At 58.2% G+C, this 26,969-nt stretch carries 27 protein-coding genes, 1 tRNA gene and 1 pseudogene; 20 read left to right on the top strand and 9 right to left on the bottom strand.

The features are described 5' to 3' along the window. Nucleotides 1–13: 13 nt before the first annotated feature. From gpmI to J2Y56_RS04290, 5 genes are all read left to right on the top strand, one after another. Nucleotides 14–1,543 (top strand): 2,3-bisphosphoglycerate-independent phosphoglycerate mutase, encoded by a 1,530-nt coding sequence (gene gpmI, locus J2Y56_RS04310; protein ID WP_310348828.1) that lies wholly within the window; start codon nucleotides 14–16, stop codon nucleotides 1,541–1,543. 231 nt (nucleotides 1,544–1,774) lie between these two features. Then, a complete protein-coding gene (locus J2Y56_RS04305; protein ID WP_007949031.1) occupies nucleotides 1,775–3,073 on the top strand; it encodes a murein hydrolase activator EnvC in 1,299 nt (432 codons plus the stop codon). A gap of 31 nt (nucleotides 3,074–3,104) precedes the next feature. Continuing rightward, complete coding sequence (locus J2Y56_RS04300; RefSeq protein ID WP_007949032.1) at nucleotides 3,105–4,430, top strand: S41 family peptidase; 1,326 nt, start codon at nucleotides 3,105–3,107, stop codon at nucleotides 4,428–4,430. A gap of 1 nt (nucleotide 4,431) precedes the next feature. Continuing rightward, nucleotides 4,432–5,223 (top strand): divergent polysaccharide deacetylase family protein, encoded by a 792-nt coding sequence (locus J2Y56_RS04295; protein ID WP_310348825.1) that lies wholly within the window; start codon nucleotides 4,432–4,434, stop codon nucleotides 5,221–5,223. Nucleotides 5,224–5,328: 105 nt separating this feature from the next. After that, a complete protein-coding gene (locus tag J2Y56_RS04290) occupies nucleotides 5,329–6,567 on the top strand; it encodes a serine protease (RefSeq protein WP_007949035.1) in 1,239 nt (412 codons plus the stop codon). Nucleotides 6,568–6,570: 3 nt separating this feature from the next. Here J2Y56_RS04290 and J2Y56_RS04285 read toward each other — a convergent pair whose 3' ends face one another. From J2Y56_RS04285 to J2Y56_RS04255, 7 genes are all read right to left on the bottom strand, one after another. After that, nucleotides 6,571–7,326, bottom strand: a complete 756-nt coding sequence (locus J2Y56_RS04285; protein ID WP_007949036.1) for an ABC transporter substrate-binding protein — start codon at nucleotides 7,324–7,326, stop codon at nucleotides 6,571–6,573. 77 nt (nucleotides 7,327–7,403) lie between these two features. After that, nucleotides 7,404–8,174 (bottom strand): imidazole glycerol phosphate synthase subunit HisF, encoded by a 771-nt coding sequence (gene hisF / locus J2Y56_RS04280; RefSeq protein ID WP_007949037.1) that lies wholly within the window; start codon nucleotides 8,172–8,174, stop codon nucleotides 7,404–7,406. Nucleotides 8,175–8,267: 93 nt separating this feature from the next. Further along, on the bottom strand, nucleotides 8,268–9,017 hold the full coding sequence (gene hisA, locus J2Y56_RS04275) for a 1-(5-phosphoribosyl)-5-[(5-phosphoribosylamino)methylideneamino]imidazole-4-carboxamide isomerase (protein WP_310348818.1): 750 nt from the start codon (nucleotides 9,015–9,017) through the stop codon (nucleotides 8,268–8,270). Nucleotides 9,018–9,118: 101 nt separating this feature from the next. Beyond that, a complete protein-coding gene (locus tag J2Y56_RS04270; protein WP_007949039.1) occupies nucleotides 9,119–9,379 on the bottom strand; it encodes a DUF2164 domain-containing protein in 261 nt (86 codons plus the stop codon). Continuing rightward, the gene (hisH, locus tag J2Y56_RS04265) at nucleotides 9,380–10,018 is read right to left on the bottom strand and encodes an imidazole glycerol phosphate synthase subunit HisH (RefSeq protein WP_150778873.1); all 639 of its coding nucleotides are present in this window, start codon (nucleotides 10,016–10,018) and stop codon (nucleotides 9,380–9,382) included. After that, on the bottom strand, nucleotides 10,018–10,611 hold the full coding sequence (gene hisB, locus J2Y56_RS04260; protein ID WP_007897437.1) for an imidazoleglycerol-phosphate dehydratase HisB: 594 nt from the start codon (nucleotides 10,609–10,611) through the stop codon (nucleotides 10,018–10,020). Before hisB ends, hisH begins: the two co-directional genes overlap by 1 nt. Nucleotides 10,612–10,882: 271 nt before the next feature. Next, nucleotides 10,883–12,547: an OFA family MFS transporter gene (locus tag J2Y56_RS04255; protein WP_007949043.1), complete on the bottom strand. Its 1,665-nt coding sequence runs from the start codon at nucleotides 12,545–12,547 to the stop codon at nucleotides 10,883–10,885. Between the two features lie 221 nt (nucleotides 12,548–12,768). Here J2Y56_RS04255 and J2Y56_RS04250 point away from each other — a divergent pair, with 221 nt between their 5' ends. The 7 genes and pseudogenes from J2Y56_RS04250 to J2Y56_RS04220 all read left to right on the top strand — a co-directional run bounded on the left by J2Y56_RS04250 (nucleotide 12,769) and on the right by J2Y56_RS04220 (nucleotide 18,597). Continuing rightward, complete coding sequence (locus J2Y56_RS04250) at nucleotides 12,769–13,182, top strand: acetyl-CoA sensor PanZ family protein (protein ID WP_007949044.1); 414 nt, start codon at nucleotides 12,769–12,771, stop codon at nucleotides 13,180–13,182. Between the two features lie 71 nt (nucleotides 13,183–13,253). Continuing rightward, nucleotides 13,254–15,485 (top strand): AsmA family protein, encoded by a 2,232-nt coding sequence (locus tag J2Y56_RS04245; protein ID WP_310348814.1) that lies wholly within the window; start codon nucleotides 13,254–13,256, stop codon nucleotides 15,483–15,485. Beyond that, nucleotides 15,482–16,549, top strand: coding sequence for an A/G-specific adenine glycosylase (gene mutY, locus J2Y56_RS04240; protein ID WP_310348811.1), 1,068 nt, complete (start codon nucleotides 15,482–15,484; stop codon nucleotides 16,547–16,549). The genes J2Y56_RS04245 and mutY overlap by 4 nt, the downstream gene beginning before the upstream one ends. Then, on the top strand, nucleotides 16,546–16,818 hold the full coding sequence (locus J2Y56_RS04235) for an oxidative damage protection protein (RefSeq protein ID WP_007949047.1): 273 nt from the start codon (nucleotides 16,546–16,548) through the stop codon (nucleotides 16,816–16,818). Before mutY ends, J2Y56_RS04235 begins: the two co-directional genes overlap by 4 nt. A gap of 103 nt (nucleotides 16,819–16,921) precedes the next feature. Continuing rightward, nucleotides 16,922–16,997: transfer RNA gene (locus J2Y56_RS04230), tRNA-Phe, on the top strand. 329 nt (nucleotides 16,998–17,326) lie between these two features. Further along, nucleotides 17,327–17,509, top strand: coding sequence for a hypothetical protein (locus tag J2Y56_RS04225; RefSeq protein WP_310348808.1), 183 nt, complete (start codon nucleotides 17,327–17,329; stop codon nucleotides 17,507–17,509). A 298-nt stretch (nucleotides 17,510–17,807) separates the two neighbouring features. Beyond that, nucleotides 17,808–18,597 (top strand): annotated as a pseudogene (locus J2Y56_RS04220) (TSUP family transporter). 206 nt (nucleotides 18,598–18,803) lie between these two features. Here J2Y56_RS04220 and J2Y56_RS04215 read toward each other — a convergent pair. Further along, entirely contained in the window at nucleotides 18,804–19,250 is a 447-nt protein-coding gene (locus J2Y56_RS04215) for a carboxypeptidase regulatory-like domain-containing protein (RefSeq protein WP_310335838.1), read from the bottom strand. 264 nt (nucleotides 19,251–19,514) lie between these two features. Between J2Y56_RS04215 and J2Y56_RS04210 the strand changes: the two genes are divergently transcribed. The 6 genes from J2Y56_RS04210 to vapC all read left to right on the top strand — a co-directional run bounded on the left by J2Y56_RS04210 (nucleotide 19,515) and on the right by vapC (nucleotide 23,341). Then, entirely contained in the window at nucleotides 19,515–20,573 is a 1,059-nt protein-coding gene (locus J2Y56_RS04210) for a PDDEXK nuclease domain-containing protein (protein ID WP_310348806.1), read from the top strand. A 69-nt stretch (nucleotides 20,574–20,642) separates the two neighbouring features. Further along, complete coding sequence (locus J2Y56_RS04205; RefSeq protein ID WP_007949052.1) at nucleotides 20,643–21,617, top strand: alpha/beta fold hydrolase; 975 nt, start codon at nucleotides 20,643–20,645, stop codon at nucleotides 21,615–21,617. 29 nt (nucleotides 21,618–21,646) lie between these two features. Continuing rightward, a complete protein-coding gene (locus J2Y56_RS04200; RefSeq protein WP_007949053.1) occupies nucleotides 21,647–22,063 on the top strand; it encodes a hypothetical protein in 417 nt (138 codons plus the stop codon). A 6-nt stretch (nucleotides 22,064–22,069) separates the two neighbouring features. Continuing rightward, complete coding sequence (locus J2Y56_RS04195; protein WP_310348804.1) at nucleotides 22,070–22,522, top strand: hypothetical protein; 453 nt, start codon at nucleotides 22,070–22,072, stop codon at nucleotides 22,520–22,522. Between the two features lie 181 nt (nucleotides 22,523–22,703). Next, entirely contained in the window at nucleotides 22,704–22,934 is a 231-nt protein-coding gene (gene vapB / locus J2Y56_RS04190) for a type II toxin-antitoxin system VapB family antitoxin (protein ID WP_007949055.1), read from the top strand. Next, nucleotides 22,934–23,341, top strand: coding sequence for a tRNA(fMet)-specific endonuclease VapC (gene vapC, locus J2Y56_RS04185; RefSeq protein ID WP_007949057.1), 408 nt, complete (start codon nucleotides 22,934–22,936; stop codon nucleotides 23,339–23,341). Before vapB ends, vapC begins: the two co-directional genes overlap by 1 nt. Nucleotides 23,342–23,433: 92 nt before the next feature. Here vapC and gabP read toward each other — a convergent pair whose 3' ends face one another. Next, a complete protein-coding gene (gabP, locus tag J2Y56_RS04180) occupies nucleotides 23,434–24,825 on the bottom strand; it encodes a GABA permease (protein WP_007949058.1) in 1,392 nt (463 codons plus the stop codon). Between the two features lie 551 nt (nucleotides 24,826–25,376). On the opposite strand from gabP, the gene J2Y56_RS04175 reads away from it, so the two are divergent. Beyond that, a complete protein-coding gene (locus tag J2Y56_RS04175) occupies nucleotides 25,377–26,150 on the top strand; it encodes an ABC transporter ATP-binding protein (RefSeq protein ID WP_007949059.1) in 774 nt (257 codons plus the stop codon). A gap of 13 nt (nucleotides 26,151–26,163) precedes the next feature. Next, entirely contained in the window at nucleotides 26,164–26,910 is a 747-nt protein-coding gene (locus J2Y56_RS04170) for an ABC transporter substrate-binding protein (protein ID WP_007949060.1), read from the top strand. Nucleotides 26,911–26,969 lie beyond the last annotated feature (59 nt).

Here is a 26,969-nt window from a genome sequence, read left to right as displayed (position 1 = left end):
ACGAGTGGAATCCATGACTACCACGCCTAAACCTTTGGTCCTGATTATTCTCGATGGCTTCGGTCACAGTGAAAGCCCTGAATCCAACGCCATTTATGCGGCCAAGAAGCCCGTGCTGGACCGCCTGTGGGCCACCGTGCCGAACGGCCTGATCTCGGGCAGCGGCATGGACGTCGGCCTGCCCGATGGCCAGATGGGCAACTCCGAAGTCGGCCACATGAACCTCGGCGCCGGTCGCGTGGTGTATCAGGACTTCACCCGCGTGACCAAGTCGATCCGCGACGGCGAGTTCTTCGAGAACCCGACCATCTGCGCCGCCGTGGATAAAGCCGTTGCAGCCGGCAAAGCCGTGCATTTCATGGGCCTGCTGTCCGATGGCGGCGTTCACAGCCATCAGGACCACCTGATCGCCATGGCTGAACTTGCATTCAAACGCGGCGCTGAGAAAATCTACCTGCACGCGTTCCTCGACGGCCGCGACACCCCACCGAAAAGCGCACAGTCGTCCATCGAATTGCTCGACGCCAGCTTCCAGGCGCTGGGCAAAGGTCGTATCGCCAGCATCATCGGCCGTTACTTCGCCATGGACCGCGACAACCGCTGGGACCGCGTGTCCCAAGCCTACAATCTGATTGTCGATGGCCAAGGCGAATTCAATGCCGCCACCGCCCAGGAAGGTCTGCAAGCCGCTTACGAACGCGGCGAGAGCGATGAATTCGTCAAAGCCACCTCCATCGGCGAGCCGGTCAAGGTCGAAGACGGCGACGCCGTGGTGTTCATGAACTTCCGCGCCGACCGCGCCCGCGAACTGACTCGCGTGTTCGTCGAAGACGGTTTCAATGAGTTTGAACGCGCTCGCCAGCCGAAGCTGGCCGGTTTCGTCATGCTGACTCAATACGCCGCCAGCATTCCCGCACCTTCGGCGTTCGCCGCCGGCAGCCTGGAAAACGTGTTGGGCGATTACCTGGCGAAAAACGGCAAGACGCAATTGCGCATCGCCGAAACCGAGAAATATGCCCACGTGACCTTCTTCTTCTCCGGCGGTCGTGAAGAACCGTTCCCGGGCGAAGAGCGCATCCTGATCCCGTCGCCGAAAGTCGCTACCTATGACTTGCAGCCGGAAATGAGCGCACCGGAAGTCACCGACCGCATCGTCGACGCCATCGATAACCAGCGCTACGACGTGATCGTGGTCAACTACGCCAACGGTGACATGGTCGGCCACAGCGGCGTGTTCGAAGCGGCGGTGAAAGCCGTTGAATGCCTGGACCAGTGTGTCGGCCGCATCGTCGAAGCCCTGGAAAAAGTCGGCGGCGAAGCGCTGATCACGGCCGACCACGGCAACGTCGAGCAAATGTCCGATGAAACCACCGGCCAGGCGCATACCGCTCACACGACCGAGCCAGTACCGTTCATCTATGTCGGCAAACGTGACCTCAAGGTCCGTGAAGGCGGCGTGCTGGCGGATGTGGCACCAACCATGCTGATGTTGATGGGCCTGGAACAACCGGCGGAAATGACCGGGACTTCGATTCTGGTGTAACCCGCCCCGTCAAACACCACCGAAACCCTGTGGGAGCGGGATTGCCCGCGAATGCGGTAAGTCAGTCGACATCAACGGTGCCAGACACACCGCATTCGCGAGCAAGCCCGCTCCCACATTGGTTTTGCGGTGTTTTTGGGGCCAGTTATCACACAGCCCCAATTGGGCATTTTTTTTGCCACGCTTGGCGGGCATACTAGGCCGTCCCTTTCCCTGGTGCCGCCCGCCTCTATGCTCCGCGTCCTGATAGCCCTAGCACTGACTTGCCTGCTCCAACCGGCCTTCGCTGACGAGCGCGAGCAAACCCAACAACAGTTGGACGCCACGCGTCAGGATATTGCCGAGCTGAAAAAACTGCTGGGCAAGCTGCAGGAAGAAAAATCCGGTGTGCAAAAAGAGCTCAAGGGCACCGAGACTGAAATGGGCAAGCTCGAGAAACAGGTCGACGCCCTGCAAAAAGAGCTGAAAAAAAGCGAATCCGAGTTGCAGCGACTCGATACCGAGAAAAAAAAACTCCAGAGCGCGCGCATTGAACAGCAACGACTGATCGCCATTCAGGCCCGCGCGGCCTATCAAAACGGCCGTCAGGAGTACCTGAAGCTGCTGCTGAACCAGCAGAACCCGGAACAGTTCGCCCGCACCCTCACCTACTACGATTACCTGAGCCAGGCACGACTGGAGCAGCTGAAGAATTTCAATGAAACACTGCGCCAACTGGCCAATGTCGAAAAAGACATCGACTCGCAGCAGGCACAATTGCTGGTACAGAAAAGCAGCCTCGACAGCCAGCGCGACGAACTCGAAAAAGTCCGCAAGGAGCGCCAGCAAGTCCTGGCCAAGCTTAACGACGACGTAAAGGCTCGCGACCAGAAACTGGCCTCCCGCGAGCAGGATCAGGCAGACCTGTCTAAAGTCCTTAAAACCATTGAAGAAACCTTGGCTCGCCAGGCCCGTGAGGCAGAAGAAGCGCGGCAAAAAGCGCTGATCGCCCAGCAGGAAGCCGAAAAAAAGCGTTTACGTGAGGCCCAGGCGGCAGCAGATGCTGATACCACTGACGCCCCACGCAAACCCGTCAGATCGACGCCTGGCGCACTGGTTTCAAGTTCAGGCGAAACCTTTGGCGGCCCTTTTGCGTCAACCCGGGGAAAACTTCCCTGGCCGGTTGATGGTCGACTGTTGGCACGCTTTGGCGAGTCCCGTGGCGACGATGCCCGCACCAAGTGGGATGGCGTGATGATCAGCGCCTCCGCCGGCAGCCAGGTGCATGCCGTGCATGGCGGTCGCGTGGTGTTTGCCGACTGGTTGCGTGGTGCCGGGCTGCTGGTGATTCTTGACCACGGCAACGGTTTTCTGAGTCTTTATGGTCACAACCAGACATTGCTCAAGTCTGCGGGTGACGTAGTAAAAGCCGGCGAGTCCATCTCCACTGTCGGCAACAGTGGCGGGCAGGACACACCAGCACTGTATTTCGCTATTCGTCAGCAGGGTCACCCGAGTGATCCGGCGCAATGGTGTCGTGTGCAAGGATAAGCACGCCATCTAATTCAGGAGTTCGTTCGACATGCTGTATTTGTCCCGCCTTACCTCGCTGGCCCTGACGATCGCCCTGGTGATCGGCGCGCCTCTGGCGTTCGCCGCTCAACCAGCGACGACTGTCGCGCCTGCGGGCACTGCCGCGACGACCAAGGCACCGCTGCCTCTGGATGAGTTGCGCACCTTTGCCGAGGTCATGGACCGGATCAAGGCTGCCTATGTCGAGCCCGTAGATGACAAGACCCTGCTGGAAAACGCCATCAAAGGCATGCTCAGCAACCTGGACCCGCACTCCGCCTACCTGGGCCCGGAAGATTTCGCAGAGTTGCAGGAAAGCACCAGCGGTGAATTCGGCGGCCTGGGCATTGAAGTCGGTGCCGAAGACGGCTTCATCAAGGTGGTTTCGCCCATCGATGACACCCCGGCCTCCAAGGCTGGCATCCAGGCTGGCGACTTCATCGTCAAAATCAACGGCGCGCCGACTCGCGGCCAGACCATGACCGAAGCCGTGGACAAGATGCGCGGCAAGATCGGCCAGAAAATCACCCTGACCCTGGTGCGCGACGGCGGTACACCCTTCGACGTAACCCTGACCCGCGCCACCATTCAGGTGAAGAGCGTGAAAGCGCAGTTGCTGGAGAATGGCTACGGCTACATCCGCATCACTCAGTTCCAGGTCAAGACCGGCGAAGAGGTCTCCCAGGCCCTGGCCAAGCTGCGCAAGGAAAACGGCAAGAAGCTCAAAGGTATCATCCTCGACCTGCGTAACAACCCGGGCGGTGTGTTGCAGGCTGCGGTGGAAGTGGTCGATCACTTCATCAAAAAGGGCCTGATCGTCTACACCAAAGGCCGTATCGCCAATTCCGAGCTGCGCTTCAACGCGACCGGCAAGGATGAAAGTGAAGCCGTGCCAATGGTTGTGCTGATCAACGGCGGCAGTGCCTCGGCATCGGAAATTGTCGCCGGTGCCTTGCAGGATCAAAAACGAGCCGTGGTGATGGGCACTACCAGTTTCGGCAAAGGCTCGGTACAAACCGTGCTGCCACTGAACAACGACCGCGCCCTGAAGATCACTACCGCGCTGTACTTCACCCCGAACGGCCGCTCGATTCAGGCCCAGGGCATCGTCCCGGACATCGAAGTACGCAAGGCCAAGATCACCACCGAGCAGGACAGCGAGTACTTCAAGGAAGCCGATTTGCAGGGGCACCTGGGCAACGGCAACGGCGGCGCCGACAAGCCGACCAGCTCCAGCGGCAAAGCCAAGGCTAAGGCCATGCCGCAAGATGATGATTACCAGTTGGCCCAGGCCTTGAGTCTGCTCAAAGGGTTGAACATCACGTCCGGCCGCTGAGATGCTCCAGCGGTTCATCCTGGGTTTGTTACTCAGCCTGACGGGTACTGCTCACGCAGCGCCCGTCGAGGCGGCCCCGCAAAAAGCCTATCTCAGCCTGATCATCGATGACCTGGGGCAGAACTTGCCCCGGGATCGCCGCGTGCTGACCCTGCCCGGCCCGGTGACCGCGGCGATCATGCCCGACACGCCCCACGCCACTGAGTTCGCCCGCGAAGCCCATCGCGCCGGCAAGATCGTTATCCTGCACATGCCCATGGACCCGGCCACGGGGCCGTTCGCCTGGCACCCGGACTTGCCGATCGAAGAGCTGGAAAAACGCCTGAATGCGGCCTTCAAGGTCGTGCCCTATACCGCGGGCATCAACAACCATATGGGCAGCCGAATGACCGCCCAGCCGGCCGCCATGGCCTGGTTGATGGCGGACTTGCAGCAGCGGCACAAAGTTTTCGTCGACAGCCGCACCAGCGCGCAAACCGTTGCCGCCGCGCAGGCGCAGAAGATTGGCTTGGCCAGCGTTTCGCGGGATGTGTTTCTGGATGATGAGCGCACCGAAGCGGCCATCTTCACCCAGCTACAAACAGCGATCAGCCTGGCGCGCAAGCAGGGTTCGGCGGTGATGATCGGGCATCCGTATCCACAGACATTAGCGGTGCTTGAACGTGAATTGCCCAAGCTCAAAGCCCAGGGCATTGACTGGATCGACATCAAACAGATGATCAGCTTGCGCGGCAATCGTGCAACGGCAGCGCACGGCAAGGATGGCCAGTACCGCCTCCCGACTGCCCGATAATTCCTCGCAGCCCACTCCATTTTCGCGATAACTATTTATACCTGCCGGTACACCACCGCGTGCCACGATAGCGCTCACCCTGAATTTCATCACCAAGGAATGGACATGAAATCCCTCAGCTTCTTTTACTTCGCGGGCCTGATTGGCCTGCTGGTTATATCCGCCGTGCAGGCCCGCGACCTGGGCGAAGGCGCAGTCAACGACTCACCCTCAAGGGCACTGCAAAACAGCGAACATTTTTATGAACTCTGGAGCGGCGTGGGACGACTCATTCTTCAATCGGGCGAGACCTGCAGCGCCGTTCTACTGGATACGCGAAACAGGCAAGGCCGAGCCACCGGCCCTGCTTACCTGCTCACCAGCGGTCATTGCGTGTTGTTTCAGTACGGCTCGGCGCGGACCAATCTGCCTTTGAAAGCCAGCGTCACTTTCCACTACTTTCATGACATGCCTCAGCGTAGGCGCCGATACTCCATCCGGACTGCCCTTTGGAGCAGTCTGGTCGGGACCGATCTTGCAGTACTGGAAGTCGACGCAACATTGGCGTCGCTGATACAGGCCGGGGTCAACCCGCTCAAGCTGGCGACCCATCAAACCAACGAGAGTCATGATGCGCTTAACATTGGCGCGCCGGGCGGCTTTACCGAACAAGGGCTTCGATTGAGTGCCTGCGCTGAACAAACCGCCGCAACCTTCATCGACCATCCCGGGGTGTTCCCTTTGGCCATGAAAAACAGCTGCGACCTTTATGCTGGCAGCTCCGGTAGCCCGATGTTGAACCGTCACACCAACGAAATCACCGGCATCGTCAGTAAGGTCGCAGCTCTGCGCAATGTGCCGGTTACCCCAGAATGTGAAAGTTCGTCATCCTGCAAGGCAGCACGTTTCAACTACAGCTACACCGCCGACTTTCTGCACTACTGCTTTATCGAGGGTGTATTCACTAATGACGGACCGAACTGTTCTCTGGAACCGGTCGAACTGACCGTCATGGAACCCTGGAATCTCAAGTCAAACGTTCATAGAACGCAAAGTGCGGCGGGACAGATCCTGTTACCCACCTGGGACTTCAGGTTCACCCTTGAGGCGCCCTTCTTTCGCTACAAAACTGTCCGTAACGCCAGAGACTGCAAGTCTACCGACAACTACAGCACCGCCATCAGCACTGAAGACGCTTACATCAATGCTGAAATCGGGCCACCCAACGGCGCGCATGCACTCTGCATTATCGGCGTCGGCTCCCGGCAACAGCACCTGACCCGCGCGAAATTAAACAACGTGTTCACGCGGGCCGTGTACTTGAGCGCGACGCCAGATGTTCCGTCTCAGGCAATGTCGAGATAATTGCTACAGGTACCGCGCCATGATCTCGTCCACCTTGCCTTCCATGCGCAGTTGATCCAGCGCAGCCTGAAGCTTGGCCACCATCTCGTCCGGCACGTCTTTGTTCAACGCCAGGTACAGTTCGGCGCTATTGAAGCGCAGAACCGTTTTCAGACCATTCACGCCTTCCTGCCGCGCCAGATAGCGCCCGGCCGGATCACCGGTGGCCCATAAATCAATTTGGCCGTTGACCAGTTTCTTCGCATTGTCCTGATCGCGCAGCACAACGATCGGATTCAATCCCTGCTTGGCGAGTGTCTCGGCAATCGCATCGCCCTTATAGGCGCCGATCTTGTATTTACGCGCGTCATCCAGCGTTTCGAGGGTGATCGTGGTGTCGGCCTTGGCGAGCATGATCCAGTCATCCGGGCCAATCGGACCGACCCACTTGAAGAGCTTCTCGCGATCAGGCAAGCGCGCCATCACGAACACGCCGTAACCGGGTTTTTCCAGGGTGAGTTTGTAGATTCGCTCCCAAGGAAAACGCAGCGTCAGGCTATAAGTGATGTCGGCACGCTTGAACATTTCGCGGACAATGTCCACGGCGATGCCATTGATGTTCTCGCCTTGAGCGAAATTTTTGCCGTTCTTCGCCATGTTGTATGGCGGGAAATTTTCCGTCAGCAACACCAGGTCGGTATCGGGGCTTTCTGCGGCATGCGCTCCGCTGATAAACAACAGGGAGGCACTGGCGAGGACTAGAAGAAGGCGTTTGAGCATGTCTGGCTACCGAAATCCATGGCGTACCCAAGAGTGCCTTGAGCCCGCCATGATGTCCACTGGCCTGTATTGATTGTTTAGCGCATGACGATGCCGCGATGCGCCATGTAGGCCTTGGCTTCCTGCACCGTGTACTCACCGAAGTGGAAAATACTCGCCGCCAATACCGCACTGGCGTGGCCTTCGAGGATGCCATCGGCCAAATGCTGCAGGTTGCCGACACCACCGGAAGCGATCACCGGAATCCCCAGGGCATCGCTGATGGCACGGGTCACGCCGAGGTCGAAGCCGTTTTTCATGCCGTCCTGGTCCATGCTGGTCAGCAGGATTTCACCGGCACCGAGGCCTTCCATTTTCTTCGCCCATTCAACGGCGTCCAGACCGGTAGGCTTGCGACCACCGTGGGTGAAGATTTCCCAGCGCGGGGTTTCGCCCGGCAGTGAAACCTTCTTGGCATCGATGGCGACGACAATGCATTGCGAACCGAAATGCTGCGCCGCTTCGCCGACAAACTCGGGATTGAACACGGCTGCGGTGTTGATCGAAACCTTGTCCGCGCCAGCATTCAGCAGATTGCGAATGTCCTGCACGGTACGCACACCGCCGCCCACGGTCAGCGGGATGAACACCTGGCTGGCCATGCGCTCGACGGTATGCAGCGTGGTGTCGCGGCCATCGACGCTGGCAGTGATGTCGAGGAAGGTAATCTCGTCCGCACCCTGTTCGTCGTAGCGACGGGCGATTTCCACCGGGTCGCCGGCATCACGGATGTTCTCGAACTTGACGCCCTTGACCACCCGGCCGTTATCCACGTCCAGGCAAGGGATGATGCGCTTGGCTAACGCCATGGGCTTAATCTCCGATTAAGAGTTGCAAGCTTTAAGCTTCAAGCTGCAAGTAGGAGCGGATCGCGGCCGCGCTGTTAACTTGCAGCTTGCAGCTTATGACTTGGAGCTGGCCGCGTAGCCATCACAAAAAGCTTGGGCTTCTGCCACATCCAGCGTGCCCTCATAAATCGCGCGGCCGGTGATTGCGCCGATGATGCCTGGCGCCTTGGCGTCGAGCAGCGACTTGATGTCACCCAGGTTGTGAATACCACCGGACGCGATCACCGGGATACGCGTGGCAGCGGCCAGCGCGGCGGTGAACGGTACGTTGCAGCCCTGCATCATGCCGTCTTTGGCGATGTCGGTATAAACGATCGCGGATACGCCGTCGGCTTCGAACTGCCTGGCCAGGTCAATCACCTGAACGGTGCTGATTTCTGCCCAGCCGTCAGTGGCGACAAAACCGTCTTTGGCATCCAGACCCACGATTACTTTGCCCGGGAACGCGCGGCAGGCTTCAGCAACGAAGGCCGGATCTTTCACGGCTTTGGTGCCGATGATCACGTAACTCACGCCGGCTTTGACGTAGTGCTCGATGGTTTCCAGCGAGCGGATACCGCCGCCGATCTGGATCGGCAGGTGCGGGTAGCGCTTGGCGATCGCGGTGACCACTTCGCCATTGACCGGCTGGCCTTCGAAAGCGCCGTTCAGGTCGACCAGATGCAGACGACGGCAACCGCCTTCCACCCACTTGGCAGCCATGCTCACCGGGTCATCGGAGAACACCGTGGAATCTTCCATGCGGCCCTGGCGCAGACGAACACAGGCACCGTCTTTGAGATCGATAGCGGGAATAATTAGCATGCTTTTCCTTCGTCAAAGAGCTGCAAGCTGCAAGCTATAAGCTGCAAGCACGCACGCGTTTCTACTTCTTGCAGCTTGCAGCTTAAAGCTTGCCGCTGCTCCTATTCTTTCTCGAGCGCCCACAAGTCGCTTTCGATGCTTTCGAACCTCTCTTTGAGGTGCGTCTGCACATCGAAAATCGCCCTGTTGTAATAATGCGGAGCAATTTCACGGGTAAACAGCTCAAGGATTTCGGCCGCTTCGAAAGAACCCAGGTCCAGTTCGAAGCGATCCTCCATGAAGCGTTTGATCTTGTGATTGGCCTCGTTCTCCTGTTCGGGAGTGAGGGTCAGGATCGGCGGCTTCGTTTTCTTGACAGCCATTTACCAGCGACCATCCCACGCAGCGAAGTTCTGCAGCAATTGCAGGCCATGGGTATGGCTCTTCTCCGGGTGGAACTGCACGGCAAAACGCGAGCCTTCGGCCAGCGCCGCAGCGAAATCGACACCGTAGTGACCGCCACCCACCACCTGCCGCGCGTTGCCGGCGGCGATGTAGTAGCTGTGCACGAAGTAGAAACGCGCCAGGTCCGGAATGTCGTGCCACAGCGGGTGACTCACCTTCTGCTTCACTTCGTTCCAGCCCATGTGCGGGACTTTCAGGTGTTCGCCGTCTTCATGCAGGTCTTTGCCGAAGAACTTCACCGCGCCCGGAAACAGGCCGATGCAGTCGACGCCATCGTTCTCTTCACTGCTGTCGAGCAAGGCTTGCATGCCGACACAGATGCCGAGGAACGGACGGTCCTGGCTGACCTCACGCACCAGCGAATCGAAGCCCAGGCGACGGATCTCCGCCATGCAATCGCGAATCGCACCGACACCGGGGAAAACCACCCGGTCGGCTTCGCGAATCACATCGGCATCGCTGGTGATCAAGACCTTGCCGGCACCGACGTGCTCGAGGGCCTTGGCCACCGAGTGCAGGTTGCCCATGCCGTAATCGATAACCGCGACCGTCTGCATTACAGAACGCCTTTGGTCGATGGCATCTGACCGGCCATGCGGTCATCGAGCTCTACGGCCATGCGCAGTGCGCGGCCGAAGGCCTTGAACACGGTTTCGATCTGGTGGTGGGTGTTGGTGCCACGCAGATTGTCGATGTGCAGGCTAACGAGCGCATGGTTGACGAAGCCCTGGAAGAATTCCTGGAACAGGTCAACGTCGAAGCCGCCGACAGTGGCGCGGGTGTAGGGAACATGCATCTGCAAGCCTGGGCGGCCGGAGAAGTCGATCACCACGCGCGAAAGCGCTTCATCGAGCGGCACATAGGCGTGACCGTAGCGACGGATGCCTTTCTTGTCGCCGATGGCTTTGGCGAAAGCCTGACCCAAAGTGATACCGACGTCTTCCACAGTGTGGTGATCGTCGATATGCAGGTCGCCCTTGCTGACAATATCCAGGTCGATCAGCCCGTGACGGGCGATCTGGTCCAGCATGTGCTCAAGAAAAGGAACACCGATATCAAATCGGGCCTTTCCGGTGCCATCCAGGTTGATCGAGGCTTTGATCTGGGTTTCCAGAGTGTCGCGCTCGACTGACGCCATACGTTCGGCCATCACCAGCTCCGCAAAATCATTGGGCGAAAAAGGCAACCATTATAGGGGCGCGGGGCGGAAACAGAAACACGATACGTAATATCCCTGACGGGCTGAACCCGGCGCTGTCGGGGATAGACATGTCCATACAAGCATCGAGAGTGCGCTGATCGCTCCCACGCTCTGCGTGGGAGTGCAGCCCCGGATGCTCCGCGTCCTCTTCGAATGTGACACAGAGCGTCACGGGAGGCATTCCCACGCAGAGCGTGGGAACGATCAGGTATCAGTAAACTTAGTGGAAAAGGATCGCCGTTTTCTGCAGGGTCACCCAAACACCCCACGCCAACGGAATACCCACCACCAGCCACGCAGCCACCGCCAACGGCTTGGTGCCCGCGCCCGCTTTCCACTCCAGCACAGTGCTGCTGTCAGCACCTTTGTCGTGGCCCAGCGCCTGTTCGGCAGCCAGTTCAGCGTCGGTCATGAAGTACTTGTCAGCCACCGGGCGCACCAGCAGATTGCACAGAAAACCCAGCACCAGCAGGCCTGCAAGAATGTACAAGGTGATGTCGTAAGCGGCAGCGCGCTCAACGCCGATGCTCAGCTGATATTCACGCAGGTAGTTCACCAACACCGGACCCAACACGCCCGCCGCCGCCCACGCCGTCAACAGGCGACCGTGAATCGCGCCAACCATTTGCGTACCGAAAAGATCCGCCAGATAAGCCGGAACCGTCGCAAAACCACCGCCGTACATCGACAGGATGATGCAGAACGCAGCCACGAACAGCGCGACGCTGCCCAGATGACCAAGGTTCGGGATCAGTCCATACAGGGCAAAGCCCAAGGCGAAGAACACGAAGTAGGTGTTTTTACGGCCCAGGTAATCGGAGAACGAGGCCCAGAAAAACCGGCCACCGATGTTAAACAGGCTCAGCAAACCGGTGAAACCGGCCGCAATCGCCGCAATCGAAGCCAGTTGCCCGGCGTCCAGCTGACCGAATGGCAGGTCCACGCCAATCAATTTACCGCCGAACACCTCCTGCAACAGCGGCGACGCCATGCCGAGGATGCCGATACCAGCCGAAACGTTCAGGCACAACACCAGCCACACCAGACGGAATTGTGGAGTTTTCCAGGCGACGTTCACATGAACGTGGCGGTGGGTAATCATCGCGTTCGCGGCTTTTTTCGCCGGAGCGGTCCAGCCCTCAGGCTTCCAGCCGGTTGGCGGAACGCGGTAGGACAATGCGCCACCGATCATGAACACGAAGTAGATCGCGGCCATCACCAGGAAGCTCTGCCATACGCCCACGCTATCTGCCGAAGCGAAATGGCTCATCAGGGCTGCGGCCAGCGGAGCACCGACCATCGCACCACCGCCAAAACCCATGATCGCCATACCGGTCGCCATGCCGCGCTTGTCCGGGAACCACTTGATCAAGGTCGATACCGGCGAGATATACCCCAACCCCAGGCCAATACCCCCAATAACCCCGGAGCCGACCCACATCAGCCAGATCTGGTGGGTATAGATCCCCAGTGCTGAAATCAGCAGACCACCGCACCAGCACAGCGCCGATACAACGCCAGCCTTACGTGGTCCGGCATGTTCCAGCCAGCCACCCCAGATCGCTGCCGAGCAGCCGAGGAAGATGAAGAACAAGGTGTAGATCCAGCCGAGCATCGAGATCGGCCAGTCGCATTGCGAGGAGAAAATTTGCGAAACGAAGCTCATGTCCGGCGCGCAGGCAACCGGCTTGGTCACACCCAGCGCCTTGGACAGTGGCAACCAAAACACCGAAAATCCGTAGGCCATGCCGATGCAAAGGTGGATGGCCAGCGCGGCCGGCGGTACCAGCCAACGGTTGAAACCGGGCTTGGCGATGATGCGCTCCTTGGACAGGAACGCAGGCTGGCCGGCTACGAGGCCGTCCGCCGTGATGCTCGTGGTCATTGTGTATCCCCCAATTATTAGTAGGGTTCGCCAGCCACTCTTCACCCCCAGCTTCTATGCGCACGCATGACTGTTTTATTGAGCGAAGCTGCTTTTTGTGCGGCATCTCGTCGCAGCAGGACGGACGAACGGGCAAAGGTTACCATTTCAGCGAGACAGAAAAGCCAAAGTGATATCACCTTTTGTAAGTCTTCCGCTCTCGTATCTCTAAAGGAGACGCCATGCCGATCTTTGTCGAAACGCTGACCGAGGCCACTTATCAGGATCAGCAAGACCTGCAGAAAATTTACCGCGACGCCCCGGACTGGCTGTACGCCCCGTTTTCAGGGGGCATACAGCTGATCGAAGGCTGCTTGCGGGACGGTTCACTGATCGCCGGACGCTTCAACGATCGACTGCTCGGCGCGGCCCGTTTGCAACAGCATCAGGACGTCTGGCACTTGTCCCAACTTTGCGTACGAAAAATTACCCGTCGGCGTGGTGTCGCCGAACGCTTGGTGAACGAAGCGCAAAAAATGGCCTCTGAGTCGGGCGCCACGCTTCGCTTGCTGGCCCCCGCCGGGCACCTTGAAGCCCAGGCGCTTGCAGCCAAGCTGAAACTGCCACTGGATGTAATGCCGGCAGATATCGCCTGACCGGTCGTCCCCTTCAGAGCGCTATACTCCCGGGCTAAATTTCGAATTCGACTATCTACAAGGACTCGCCCATGAAAGCGTTCGGCAAAATCCTGGGTCTGGTACTTCTCGGGCTGTTGCTGATCATTGTGGCGCTGGGCTTTGCCCTGACCCACCTGTTTGATCCCAACGACTATAAAGACGAGATTCGCCAGATTGCCCGCGACAAGGCCCACATCGAGCTGACGCTCAATGGCGATATCGGCTGGAGCCTGTTCCCGTGGCTGGGCCTGGAGTTGCACGAGGCCAGTGTCGCGACCCTGGCCAAGCCGACGGAACCGTTCGCCGACTTGCAAATGCTTGGCCTGTCAGTGCGCGTGCTGCCGCTGCTGCGCCGTGAAGTACAGATGAGCGATGTCCGTGTAGAAGGCCTGAACCTGCGCCTCAACCGCGACAAGGACGGCCATGGTAATTGGGAAGATGTCGGGAAGGTCCCGACGCCAGCCACCCCGACCACGCCACCGGCCACTCCTGGCGAAACTGCACCCGCACCGGAAACCACCGTCCAGGTAGAAAAACCGGCCCAGCCCATTCGGCTGGACATCGACAGCCTGACCGTGAACAACGCCCGCGTTGAATACAGCGACGAGAAAACTGGTCGGCAGTTCAGCGCCGAAAGCATCCAGCTGAGCACAGGCCCGGTGCATGACTCGACCAACATCCCGGTCAAACTCACCGCGTTCCTCGGCACCAACCAGCCGGTTTTGCGGGTGCGCACCGAGCTCACCGGTGAGTTGCGTTTCGAGCGCGCACTCCAACGCTACAAATTCGAAGACATGAAAATGTCCGGCGAAGTCGCGGGTGATCCGCTGCAAGGTAAAACCATGACCTTCGCTGCCCATGGTCAATTGTTACTGGATAAAGCCGCGAACGTCGCCGAATGGACCGGTATCAAGATCTCCGCCAACCAATTGCGCGCACTGGGTGAACTCAAGGTCAACGACCTGGACAAGACGCCGCAGATCAGCGGCGGCATTTCGATTGCCCAATTCGACCTTGCGACATTCGTCGACAGTATTGGCCAGAAGCTTCCGGCCATGGCCGAAGGCAGTTTGAGCAAAGTCGAACTGGTCAGCCGCGTTGCCGGCACGCCGACCAGCGTTTCGTTCGATAACATCAACCTGAAAGTCGATGACAGCACCTTCAGTGGTCGCATCGCCGTCGAGGATTTCGCCAAACAGTCGCTGCGCGCAGCCCTGAAGGCCGACACGTTCAATGTCGACCGCTATCTGCCACCCAAATCCGCCGAAGCCAGCAGCGCGACACAGGTGCGCCAGGCTGAAGTCGCCAGCACCGAGGCCAATGCAATGGCCGGCGCGGGCAGCACACCACTGCCGGAGTCGCCAACCAAGGAGGCGTGGAGCACCGCACGCCTGCTGCCGGTTGAACGCTTGAGCAAACTCGACGTGGACGCCGACCTGACCTTTGGCCAGTTGACCCTCGACAAGCTGCCGATTCACAACGCTGCGTTCAAGGCCACGGGCCTGGGCGGCCTGCTGACCCTGGAGAACCTGCGCGGCGATCTGTACGACGGCAACTTCGAAACCAAGGGCACCCTCGACGTGCGCCAGCCAGAACCCGCGCTGAGCTTGCAGACAACCCTCAACAAAGTACCGGTAGAAAAAGTCCTCGAAAGCCAAGGCAAAAACCCGCCGGTCAAAGGCCTGGTGACGCTCAACAGCGCGCTGACCGCCAGCGGCAACAGCCAGAAAGCGCTGATCGACAGTCTCAACGGCAATGCCAGTTTCGTCATCAACAATGGCGTGCTGCTCAATGCCAACCTTGAACAACAGCTGTGCAAAGGCATCGCCACCCTGAACCGCAAAACCCTCAGCGGCGAGCCACGGGGCAAGGACACGCCATTCCAGGAACTCAAGGGCAACCTGACCTTCCGTAACGGCGTGGCCAGCAACCCGGACCTGAAAGTGCGCATCCCGGGCATGACCGTGAATGGCGACGGCGACGTCGATCTGCGCGTGCTGGGCATGGACTACCGCGTTGGCATCCTCATCGAAGGCGATACAAGTGCCATGCCGGACCCGGCCTGCCAGGTCGGCGACAAATATGTCGGTATCGTTTGGCCGCTGCGTTGCCGGGGACCGCTGGAGCTCGGCGCCAAGGCCTGCCGTCTGGATAACGAACGCATGGGCCAGGTGGCGAGCAAACTGGCAGGCGACAAGATCAGCGAAAAAATCGACGAGAAGCTGGGCGACAAAGTCAGTCCTGAACTGAAAGACGCATTGAAGGGGCTGTTCAAGCGATGAGAGCCGAGCAGTTTTCATCGGCGGTGTTGGACTGGTATGACCGCCATGGCCGCCACGACTTGCCCTGGCAACAGGGGATCACCCCGTATCGGGTGTGGGTCTCGGAGATCATGTTGCAGCAAACCCAGGTCAGCACCGTGCTCAATTACTTCGACCGCTTCATGGCCTCGCTGCCAACGGTCGAAGCCCTGGCCGCCGCGCCGGAAGACGAAGTGCTGCACCTGTGGACCGGCCTGGGTTATTACACCCGGGCGCGCAATCTGCAGAAGACCGCGAAAATTGTCGTCTGCGAATACGGCGGTGAATTTCCCCGGGATGTGGATAAGTTGGTTGAGCTGCCAGGCATCGGGCTATCCACCGCCGGTGCAATCGCCAGCCTGAGCATGGGCCTGCGGGCGCCGATCCTCGACGGCAACGTCAAACGCGTCCTGGCGCGCTTTACCGCGCAAGAGGGTTATCCCGGGGAGCCGAAGGTCGCCAAACAGCTCTGGGCCAACGCTGAGCGCTTTACGCCGCATGATCGGGTCAACGCCTACACCCAGGCGATGATGGACCTGGGCGCCACGCTCTGCACCCGCAGCAAGCCGAGTTGCCTGCTCTGCCCCCTGCAACAAGGCTGCGAAGCGCACATGCTCGGCCTGGAAACCCGCTACCCCGTCCCCAAACCGCGTAAAACCGTGCCACAGAAGCGCACGCTGATGCCCATGCTCGCCAACGGCAAAGGCGCGATTCTGCTTTACCGGCGCCCTTCCACGGGCCTGTGGGGCGGTCTCTGGAGTTTGCCGGAGCTCGATGACCTCGACGATCTGCAACATCTGGCCTCGCAGCACTCACTGGAACTGGACAGCCAACAAGCGCTGCCGAGCCTGGTGCACACCTTCAGCCACTTTCAGTTGTCCATCGAACCCTGGCTGGTCCGGGTTCAGGAGTCCGGCCACCACGTGGCCGAGGCCGACTGGCTCTGGTATAACCTCGCCACCCCGCCGCGCCTGGGCCTTGCCGCCCCGGTCAAAACCTTGCTCGAACGCGCGGCCGCCGTATTGAACGCAGGAGAGTCGTCATGACCCGCACCATCATGTGCCGCAAGTACAAAGAAGAATTGCCCGCCCTCGAACGCGCCCCCTTCCCCGGCGCAAAAGGTCAGGACATTTTTGACCACGTTTCGGCCAAGGCCTGGGCCGACTGGCAAAAACACCAAACCCTGCTGATCAACGAAAAACGCCTGAACATGATGAACGCCGAAGATCGCAAATATCTGCAGGGCGAGATGGACAAGTACTTCTCCGGCGAGGATTACGCCAAGGCTGACGGCTACGTTCCGCCAGCTGAATAATCCCGATTTCTCGGGGGTCGGATCGTAAGCGACGGTAATAATTAAAATTTTTTTGAAAACTTTCTTGACGACCCCCTGAAAAACCAGTTTAATGCGCCCCGTTGCCCAGATAGCTCAGTCGGTAGAGCAGGGGATTGAAAATCCCCGTGTCGGCGGTTCGATTCCGTCTCTGGGCACCAAATACCGAAAACCCTGAATCGCAAGATTCAGGGTTTTTTTATGCCCGGGATTTGATGAAGCACTGTTCCAGTCACCCTCAAAGCGCCAAACGAAGCATCCCCCCCACCTCCTCGCGCCACGCCAGCTAGCACCTGCCCCCCCTTCCGAAGCCGAGTCCGGAGAGGCATCAAGCATTGGTGAACAGCCCTTCTCGCAATCTCTCGGGTTTGTCGGAACGCTCCGAAGGCTTTAACGGAAGTGGATGACATACCCTGATCATCGGCTTGGGCAGAATCGTGGGAGGAGCTGCCGCATAACCGGGAGCAGATTCGCAACAGGGATGTAGACAATGACTGACGCCATCAAACGGAATGTCGAAAACGTTGAGCTTCTTACTGGCCAGGACATCAGAATTTTCAGCTTTGATATTCGGCAGTCAACATGGCTTCACAGGTTCGCCGAAGATCTGGCCGCCATCGGCGGGCCGCAGGCACCAGGCGCCAACTCCAAAGCATCGCTGGCAGCCACCTAATTAAAGTTCTCGTTTTCGAAAGACCAATGCGAACTGCTAAGCGAAGCAACTCCACTCGACTACCCACTGACGCAAGAGTCGGCCATGGTCATCAATAACGTCCGATCCCTGCACTGTCGCGATGTCATCAAAGACAACAGACGGGTCCTGGTACGTATTTTCGGGCTTTCAAAATTTTCTTCCCCTGTCGTTATTTCAGAGGATCCGTTGCTGCTGCAGGGTTGATTTTTTAAGTGTTCAAACTGCTGAACGACCAGTCATGTGATTACTGGCCAATAACTATAAAAGAGGGAATGAAATGTCTTGGGATTTAATGGGCATATTGGCGCTTGTCGCTTTTTTCGCCGGTTTTTTTGATGCGATTGCCGGTGGTGGTGGCTTGATCACCTTACCTGCATTGTTTCTGGCCGGTGTAGATCCGATTAGTGCAATTGCAACGAACAAGTTCCAGGCCGCTTCGGCAACTGTCTCGGCAACTGTAGCTTTTGCTCGCAAAGGAATGATCGAGTGGCGCGAAGGCCGTTTCCTGGTGATCTGCGGATTTATTGGTGGCGCCAGTGGTGCCTTGCTGGTCAGCTCTATTGATAAGCACTATCTGGAAGTTTCCGTGCCTGTCATGCTGATTCTGGTGGCCATCTATTTTGCTCTCTCTCCCAAGCTGGCCAATGAAGATCGACGCAAGAGAATCGGCATTCTGCTTTTTTCGTTTACCGTCGCGCCGATCCTGGGCTTTTACGACGGTATATTTGGCCCCGGTGTGGGCTCTTTCTTTATTGTCGGGTTTGTACTTCTCTGCGGCTTGGGCATGATGCGGGCCATGAGTTTTACCAAACTTGCCAACGCCTCATGCAACCTGGGTTCTTTGTCGGTCTTTATTACCAAGGGTGTGATTATCTGGCCGATTGCCATAGCCATGGCTCTGGCGGCCTTCATCGGCGCTCAATTGGGTGCACGTGCCGCTGTTCGCGTTGGTCCACGGCTGATCAAACCCATGTATCGTGGTCTGCTGCGCCTTGGCCATCAAGCTGATGAGCGTAGAAAGCAATCCCCTGCGTGTCGTGCTCCTTCGGACTTTGGCTTCGCTTTGATTGCCGGTGCGGCGCTGACCTGTTCTTGCCTTCAACTTTGATAGCAGCCGCCCCGACCCTGCGCAGGGTCGGCGGTCGATTCCGTCTCTGGCACCCGATAACGAAACCCTGAATCACAAGATTCAGGGTCTTTTTATGCTTTGGTTTTGTTAACGATCAAGAATCGCGACCACGGGGCCACCCTTCCGACCTGAAACCCACCCCCTTCACTCGCTAGTGTTCCAGTTAAACACCAGATTCTTCGCACCAGCACTGGCGACATCTGCCGTGTCACGTTTCGTCTCACCATTGCGCGTTGCCACGACCGTGTACTTGCCAGGAGGTAACTGGACGTAAACCAACGGACCTGCCTGACTCAGCGTCAGCACTGGCCCTTGAGCGTTCTGAATAATCAAATCAACGTCCGGAATGTATTTGCCTTCCACCCCGACAGAAAAAGTCATGCGCAGGTTATAACCAGTTGTTTGCTGGATGGCCTTCGCTTCATCCTCGCCAATACCACCGGACAAGTAAGCAATTCCGTTTTGTTCCTGCCGCTGAATCTGCACACCTGAACTGTCGACGGGCTCAAGGCTGGCCGCATTCAGCATCGCCGGGAACGCCAGGGCGCCGACAGCAACAAGGGACAACATGAATGCACGCACGTATTTCATGATGACGACTCCCGGGCTCCGCAGAAGCCTATCGTTTCCTAATTTTTTGATTTTCCGGACGCCGGTCAAGTTTTAGATTGATTCGATCTTGGGTTCACTGCGAAACGGACTACACCCTGTATTCCACAAATACGCCCCGCCGTCGGCTTGGTCCTGCCAAACGAATCCGGCAATTCCTTCCGACTTTCCAGCGTCGTACTGCATCGCCGCCCCATGCTCTCTTGCCATCCTCTTCCGCCTGCTCCTCCAGCCACGGAAGACTTCATGACCATCGTCAAAACCGATAACACTCAAGATCCACAACTTGCCTCTCTGGTGGGTAGCCTTGGCGAACTGATCCGCCAGGCACGCCTGAAAGCGCTTCGAGCGGTTGATACCGCTCAAGTACAAACCAGCTCGCAGATCGGGCGGCATATTGTTGAGTTCGAGCAGGAGGGGGCTCGTAGAGCGGGGTATGGGAAGCAGTTGTTGGCGACACTGGCGAAAATTCTGACAGCCGAGTTCGGGAAAGGCTTTGACGCTTCCAACCTTCGATACATGCGCCAGTTCTATCAAGCCTTCCCAATTTGTGACGCACTGCGTCACGAATTGAGCTGGACCCACTACCGCAGATTACTGCGCGTCGACAACGACCATGCACGTCAGTGGTACATGAACGAGTCAGCCCTCCAGAACTGGTCGAGTCGCGCTCTGGAGCGTCAGATCAATACGCTCTATTACGAACGCTTGCTGGCAAGTCGCGACCGGCCTGCGGTCAAGGAGGAAGCCGCCACCAATATTCAGAAAATGGTCACCAGCCCAAGAGACTTTATTCGGGACCCGGTGGTGTTGGAATTTTTGGGCTTGCCCAATGCGGGCCTGATCCTGGAAACCGAACTTGAACAAGCGTTGATCAACCACCTTCAGAGCTTCTTGCTCGAACTGGGTAAAGGCTTCGCCTTCATCGCCCGCCAGCAACGCATCAGCACCGAAAGCAAAGACTTCTACATCGATCTGGTGTTTTACAACTACCTGCTCAAATGCTTTGTCATCTTCGATCTCAAACGCGGGGAACTGACCCATCAGGATGTCGACCAGATGGACATGTATGTGCGCATGTACGACGACCTCAAACGCGGACCGGAGGATGGCCCCACTGTCGGCATCATTCTTTGCGCACAGAAAGATGAATCGGTGGTTCGTTATTCCGTGCTGGAGGGCAATGAACAACTGTTCGCCAGCAAATACAAACTGGTGTTACCGAGTGAGGAGGAACTTCGAGCGGAGCTGGATCGAGAACGAGCGCTACTCGAAGATCGGCTGCTCAATCAGAATCGCCGATAAAAATGGGCGGATTGTCCGAATCCGTCATGAAGACTATCGTTGGCAGCTACGCGCAAAGGTCCGTCACCGATGAATTTCAATGACACGCCTGCACTGGCGCCTGCTCAGATCGAGCTGCCATTGCCTGCAACCGCACCCGGCGACCCCTTCAAGGAGCCCGCCGCAGACGGCTTCATCCTCGGCGGTTTCACCTGGCGGCACACTCCGCAGGCCCCTGCACGCCCCGTCGTGATCATCAACGCCGCCACCTCCGTGCGCTGCCGGCATTACTCACGTTTCGCCGATTACCTGTTCGCCAACGGGTTCGATGTCATCACGTACGATTACCGTGGCATCGGTGAATCACGTCCCGCCTCGCTCAAAGACCTCGACGCCTCATGGACCGACTGGGGCGCGCTGGACTTTGAGGCGATGCTCAAGCGCGCTGAGCGTGAATTCCCCGGCCAGCCCATCGACGTCGTGGGTCACAGCTTTGGCGGCTGTGCAGCGGGTCTGGGAGCGTCCGGGCATATCATTCGACGAATGGTGACAGTCGGCGCGCAATTCGCTTACTGGCGCGATTATGCGCCCGCCCATCGCTGGCGGATGTTTGGCAAGTGGCATGTGGTGATGCCGTTGATGACGATGTTCCACGGCTACTTCCCCGGCAAGCGCCTCGGCTGGCTGGAGGACACACCAGCCGGCGTAGTTCGCGACTGGACTACACCGACCGCCCGTTATGAAACGCGCCCCAGCGGTCGACGCCTCCATCGTGGAACCGGCCGACTGCCCTTTGAGCGCGTCAGCGCAAAAATCCTCGCGATCAGCATCAGTGACGATCCTTACGGTACGATTTCAGCCATCGAACGCCTGCTCGGCTACTTCACCGACAGCACCAGCACCCACCTGCGAATCGCCCCCGAAGACATCGGCGAAGCAGAAGTCGGACATTTCGCCTTTTTTCGCAGCGCATACCAAGCCACACTATGGCCCATTGCATTGTCCTGGCTGCAAAACGCCGAGCTGGCCCCCGACACACCCGGGCGGCAAGTCCCGCGCAGCTGAGCCCTCTCAACGAATACGGAACGACACCCATGGCCTCCGCCAACAAACAGCAAAAACGCGCCACCCGCGCCAAAGCCAAGGCCAAGCAGAACCGCACCCAACGGGCCGCTGCGCCGGTCGAGCTGGACCCGAACGATGATCGCATCGACTTCGAATCGGTGGACCTGACCGAACTGTTCAAGAAAATGATCGACGCCGAAAAGACCAGCCAGCAAGCGATGTGCGTGGCGTTCCTGGAAGACCCGCTGCTGGAGCTGGTCTATGAGCAGGAAGGCGAAGAAGGCGCGATGGACTTCATCCTCGCCGCACTGATCGAGTACCGCCAATGGTCGACCGAAGTGGACGAAGCCGGCGCCCTGGCGTGGATCGAATCACCGGCCTTCCAGGCTGACTATGTGGCAGCGTCCGATATCATCGCCGCCCAAACCCAACAGAAAGCAAACTGAGTTCCCATGGCATCCCTGAACAAGCAACAGAAACGCGCCAAGCGCGCAAAGGCCAAAGCCAGGCAAATCAACATCCACGGCAGAAAACCCGCCGCGCTGGACGATGACCTGGAAGACATCGGCGAGCCGATCCCGGAATACACCCTGGCGATGTTCAGCAAGATGCGTGACGCAGAAGCCAACAGCCGCAGCGACATGCTTCAAATCCTGCTGTCAGACCTCGCCGGAATCATCAGCGACCATCCAGAATTGCTGGACATGGAAAACGCCGACAACGAAGCCATGGCAGCCACCCACCTGGCCGCCGACATGCTGATCGACTACCGCATGTGGGCCGATGGCATGGACCGGGAAACGGCTCAGGCCTGGCTGACCGATCCGCAGTTCATCAGCGACTTCGGCGCTGCGCTGGACAGCTATCGTCAGGCACTGGATGCGCAGGAAGCAAAGAGCGAATAAACGCTACTGCCAGTAACAAAAACGGCCGCTTGTCATCACTGACAGCGGCCGTTTTTGCAAGCCACCCAAAAAGATCAACGTGCTACCTCTCGTCAGTGAAGGATGTATATCCCATTGACATATCCCTCCACGAATCTATTCTTTGGACTCACTACACGCGCAGAAACGCCGGAGGCCAGAAATGGAACAGACCACCCTTTTCATGAGTAATCGAAGCCAGGCTGTCCGACTTCCGAAAGCCGTGGCAATGCCAAGCGATGTGAAACGAGTCAACGTAGTCGCCATCGGCAGGGCTCGCATCATTACCCCGGCAGACGAAACCTGGGACAGCTGGTTCGACGGCGATGGTGTGAGCACAGACTTTATGACCAATCGCGACCAGCCTGCTGATCAGGAGCGTGAGTCGTTCTGATGATCAAATTCATGCTCGATACCAACATCTGCATCTTCACCGTCAAAAACAAACCGCAAATAGTAAGAGAGGCCTTCAACCTTCATGACGGTCAGCTGTGCATCAGCGCAGTAACGCTCATGGAGTTGATCTACGGCGCCGAAAAATCTGCGACTCCAGAAAAAAATCTCGCTGTGATCGAGGGCTTCGCCGCACGTCTTGAGGTCTTGCCTTTCGACAACGAAGCCGCTGCACACACCGGAATGATTCGGTCAGAGCTGGCAAAGGCTGGAACTCCCATTGGCCCCTATGACCACATGATTGCCGGACATGCGCGCTCACGCGGGCTCATTGTTGTAACGAACAACGTGCGCGAGTTCGTACGAGTTCCAGGACTACGGGTAGAAGACTGGGTTCATCCCATTTAAACCGGACACCACTAACGAAACAAAAACGGCCGCTTGTCATCACTGACAGCGGCCGTTTTCGTATCAACAACAATTGGCTTGAGTCTGAACCCTCAGCTCGCCAACACTGCGCTCATCTTCTCATTACGACGACGGCGAGCTACCAGCAAGCCTGCCGCTACCACCAGCAGGGCCAGCAGGCCCGTCGCTAGAATCTCCACGCGATGCGCTTCCTGGAACAGCATGATGGTCAGGGCCGCGACGATGAATACGATCACCGCGTAAGTCAGGCCCGGGAACAGCCACATGCTGAAGACGATTTTCTCGCCGCGCGCCATGCGCTTTTTGCGCATGCGCAGTTGCGAGATCGCAATGACCAGGTATACCAGCAGAGCGATGGCGCCGGAGCTGGCCAGCAGGAATTCGAACACCGCTGCCGGAGCCACGTAGTTGGCGAATGTCGCCAGAAACGCTGCGCCAGTGGACAACATAACTGCCCAGTAAGGCGTGCCACTTTTGTTGGTGCGAGTGGAAACGGCTGGCGCATCACCGCGCTTGCCCAGGGAGAACAACATGCGTGACGACGTGTAGAGCGCCGAGTTCAGGCAGCTGGTTACGGCGACCAGTACCACGATGTCGACAATCATCTTGGCGTTCGGGATGCCCATGCGATCAAGCACGGTCTGGTACGAACCGACGCTGGCCAGAATCGGGTCGTTCCATGGCACCAGGGCCACGACGATGAAGATCGAAACCAGGTAGAACAAGCCGATCCGCCAGATCACCGAGTTGGTGGCCTTGGAGATTTGCTGGCCAGGGTTCTTCGATTCAGCGGCCGCAATGGTCACGATCTCGGTGCCCATGAAGGAAAACATGGTGGTCAGGATCGCGCCCAATACCGCGCCCATGCCGTTTGGCAGGAAGCCTTGGGTGTCGAACAGGTGCGAAACGCCGCTGACCTGACTGTTCGGCAGGAAGCCGAAGATCGCCAGAACGCCGAGAATAATGAAACCAATGATCGCCACAACCTTGAGCAGGGCGAACCAGAACTCGAATTCACCGTAGTTCTTCACGCTGAACAGGTTGGTCACGGTCAGCAGCATCGTGATGACAAGGGCGAAAGCCCAGATGTCCACACCAGGGAACCAGGCATGCAGGATAGTCGCGGCGGCATTGGCCTCCAGCGGGATAACCAAAACCCAGAACCACCAGTACAACCAGCCGATGGTGAAACCGGCCCAGTGACCGATCGCGCGATCGGCGTACGTCGAGAAGGAGCCGGTGTCCGGCGAAGCAACGGCCATTTCGCCGAGCATGCGCATCACCAGCACGACCAGCATACCGGCGGCTGCGTATGCCAAGAGCACGGCCGGACCTGCCGCTGCGATGGCGTGACCGGAGCCAACGAACAAGCCGGCGCCGATAACACCGGCAATCGACAGCATGGTCACATGACGCGGTTTGAGCCCCTGTTCGAGGCCATTGGAGCTTGGGGTGCTGCTCATTGAAACTACCTTTGTAAGGAAAAGCGAATGCGTGCAACCCGTCTTGATTTCTTTCTCGTAAAAAGAAACCAACAGGGCGTTCTGGATTCTGTACGCAATAATTACGCCAAAATATTTCAAACCCTTCTATTACGGCGATCTGGACCTGACCGGACAGTCATCGCAAGCCATTGAAATCAATGGCACTTTGCCAGAGCGTTACCCTGCGACTCACTTTGGGAACGAATGCGCGCACCGGAAACACACCCGGAAAATGCTCGACGCACAATAAATGTGCAGATCAGGAACGTTTGGCCGGTTAGCGCTTCCAACACCCCGCCAAAGCTGGCAACATCGCGCCTTTTTTTACGCGACACCCGCCGGGCAACTGGTTCAAACGGCTGTTCGGTTGATAGCAGCGCGACAGTCTGCTGTAGCGATGCGACAACCTGCCACGTCACTTCCGTTTACCGCCCGTAGCGCTGTTGGCTGCCATTCAAACGCTATGCTAGCTTGGCCGCCTCGCCAGGAAGGCCGCCAACAGCAGGAGTGAAACACTATGAGGAACGCACATGGCTGAGGCCGCGCCCGCGCTTGAAATCCGCAATTTGCACAAACGCTACGGACAGCTTGAAGTGCTCAAAGGCATTTCGCTGACCGCCCGCGACGGCGACGTGATCTCGATCCTGGGCTCTTCCGGTTCCGGCAAATCCACGTTCCTGCGTTGCATCAACCTGCTGGAAAACCCGCATCAGGGCCAGATCCTGGTGGCCGGCGAAGAACTCAAACTCAAAGCCGCGAAGAACGGCGAACTGGTCGCTGCCGACGGCAAGCAGATCAATCGGCTGCGCAGCGAGATTGGTTTTGTATTTCAAAACTTTAATCTCTGGCCGCACATGAGCGTGCTCGACAACATCATCGAAGCGCCGCGCCGCGTGCTCGGTCAAAGCAAAGCCGAAGCCATCGAAGTCGCCGAAGCCTTGCTGGCCAAGGTCGGTATCGCCGACAAGCGTCACGCGTACCCGGCGCAACTGTCCGGCGGCCAGCAACAACGCGCAGCAATCGCCCGTACCCTGGCGATGCAGCCCAAGGTGATCCTGTTCGACGAGCCCACCTCCGCCCTTGACCCGGAAATGGTTCAGGAAGTACTTAATGTCATCCGCGCACTGGCCGAAGAAGGCCGCACCATGCTGCTGGTCACCCATGAAATGGGCTTTGCCCGTCAGGTGTCCAGCGAGGTGGTGTTCCTCCACCAGGGCCTGGTAGAAGAGCAAGGATCGCCACAGCAGGTGTTCGAAAACCCGCTTTCGGCGCGCTGCAAACAATTCATGTCCAGCAACCGCTAACGGAGCTTCCCGCATGCAGAACTACAAAAAGGTCTTCCTGGCTGCCGCCGTCACCCTGGCGTTCAGCGCCGGTGCCATGGCCGAAACCCTGAAGATGGGCATCGAAGCGGCCTACCCGCCGTTCAACAATAAAGATGCCAGTGGCAATGTCGTCGGCTTCGACAAAGAAATCGGCGATGCCCTGTGCGCGAAGATGAAAGTCGAGTGCACCGTGGTCACTTCCGATTGGGACGGCATCATCCCGGCCCTGAACGCCAAGAAGTTCGACTTCCTGATCTCCTCGATGTCGATCACCGATGAGCGCAAGGGCGCGGTGGACTTCACCGACCCGTACTACTCGAACAAGCTGCAATTCATAGCACCGAAAAACGTCGACTTCAAAACCGACAAGGCTTCCCTGCAAGGCAAAGTGATCGGCGCACAACGTGCAACCCTCGCCGGCACCTGGATGGAAGACAACATGGACGGCGTCGAAGTCAAACTCTACGACACCCAGGAAAACGCTTATCTGGACCTGACTTCCGGTCGCCTGGACGGCATCCTCGCCGACAAGTACGTCAACTACGAGTGGCTGAAAAGCGACGCCGGCAAGTCGTACGAATTCAAGGGCGACCCAGTGGAAGAAAGCGACAAGATCGGTATTGCCGTGCGTAAAAACGATCCAATCCGCGAGAAGCTGAACATCGCATTGAAAGAAATCGTCGCTGACGGCACCTACAAAAAAATCAACGACAAGTACTTCCCGTTCAGCATCTATTGATTCTGACCTGCCGGACCGGCGCCGTACGCTAACGGCGCCAGTCCATGGCATTGCCTGCC

Source organism: Pseudomonas sp. BE134, from assembly GCF_031456105.1.
Lineage (GTDB): Bacteria > Pseudomonadota > Gammaproteobacteria > Pseudomonadales > Pseudomonadaceae > Aquipseudomonas.
The sequence above is the reverse complement of the archived record's forward strand: the minus strand, read 5'-3'. Positions and strand labels throughout refer to the sequence as shown.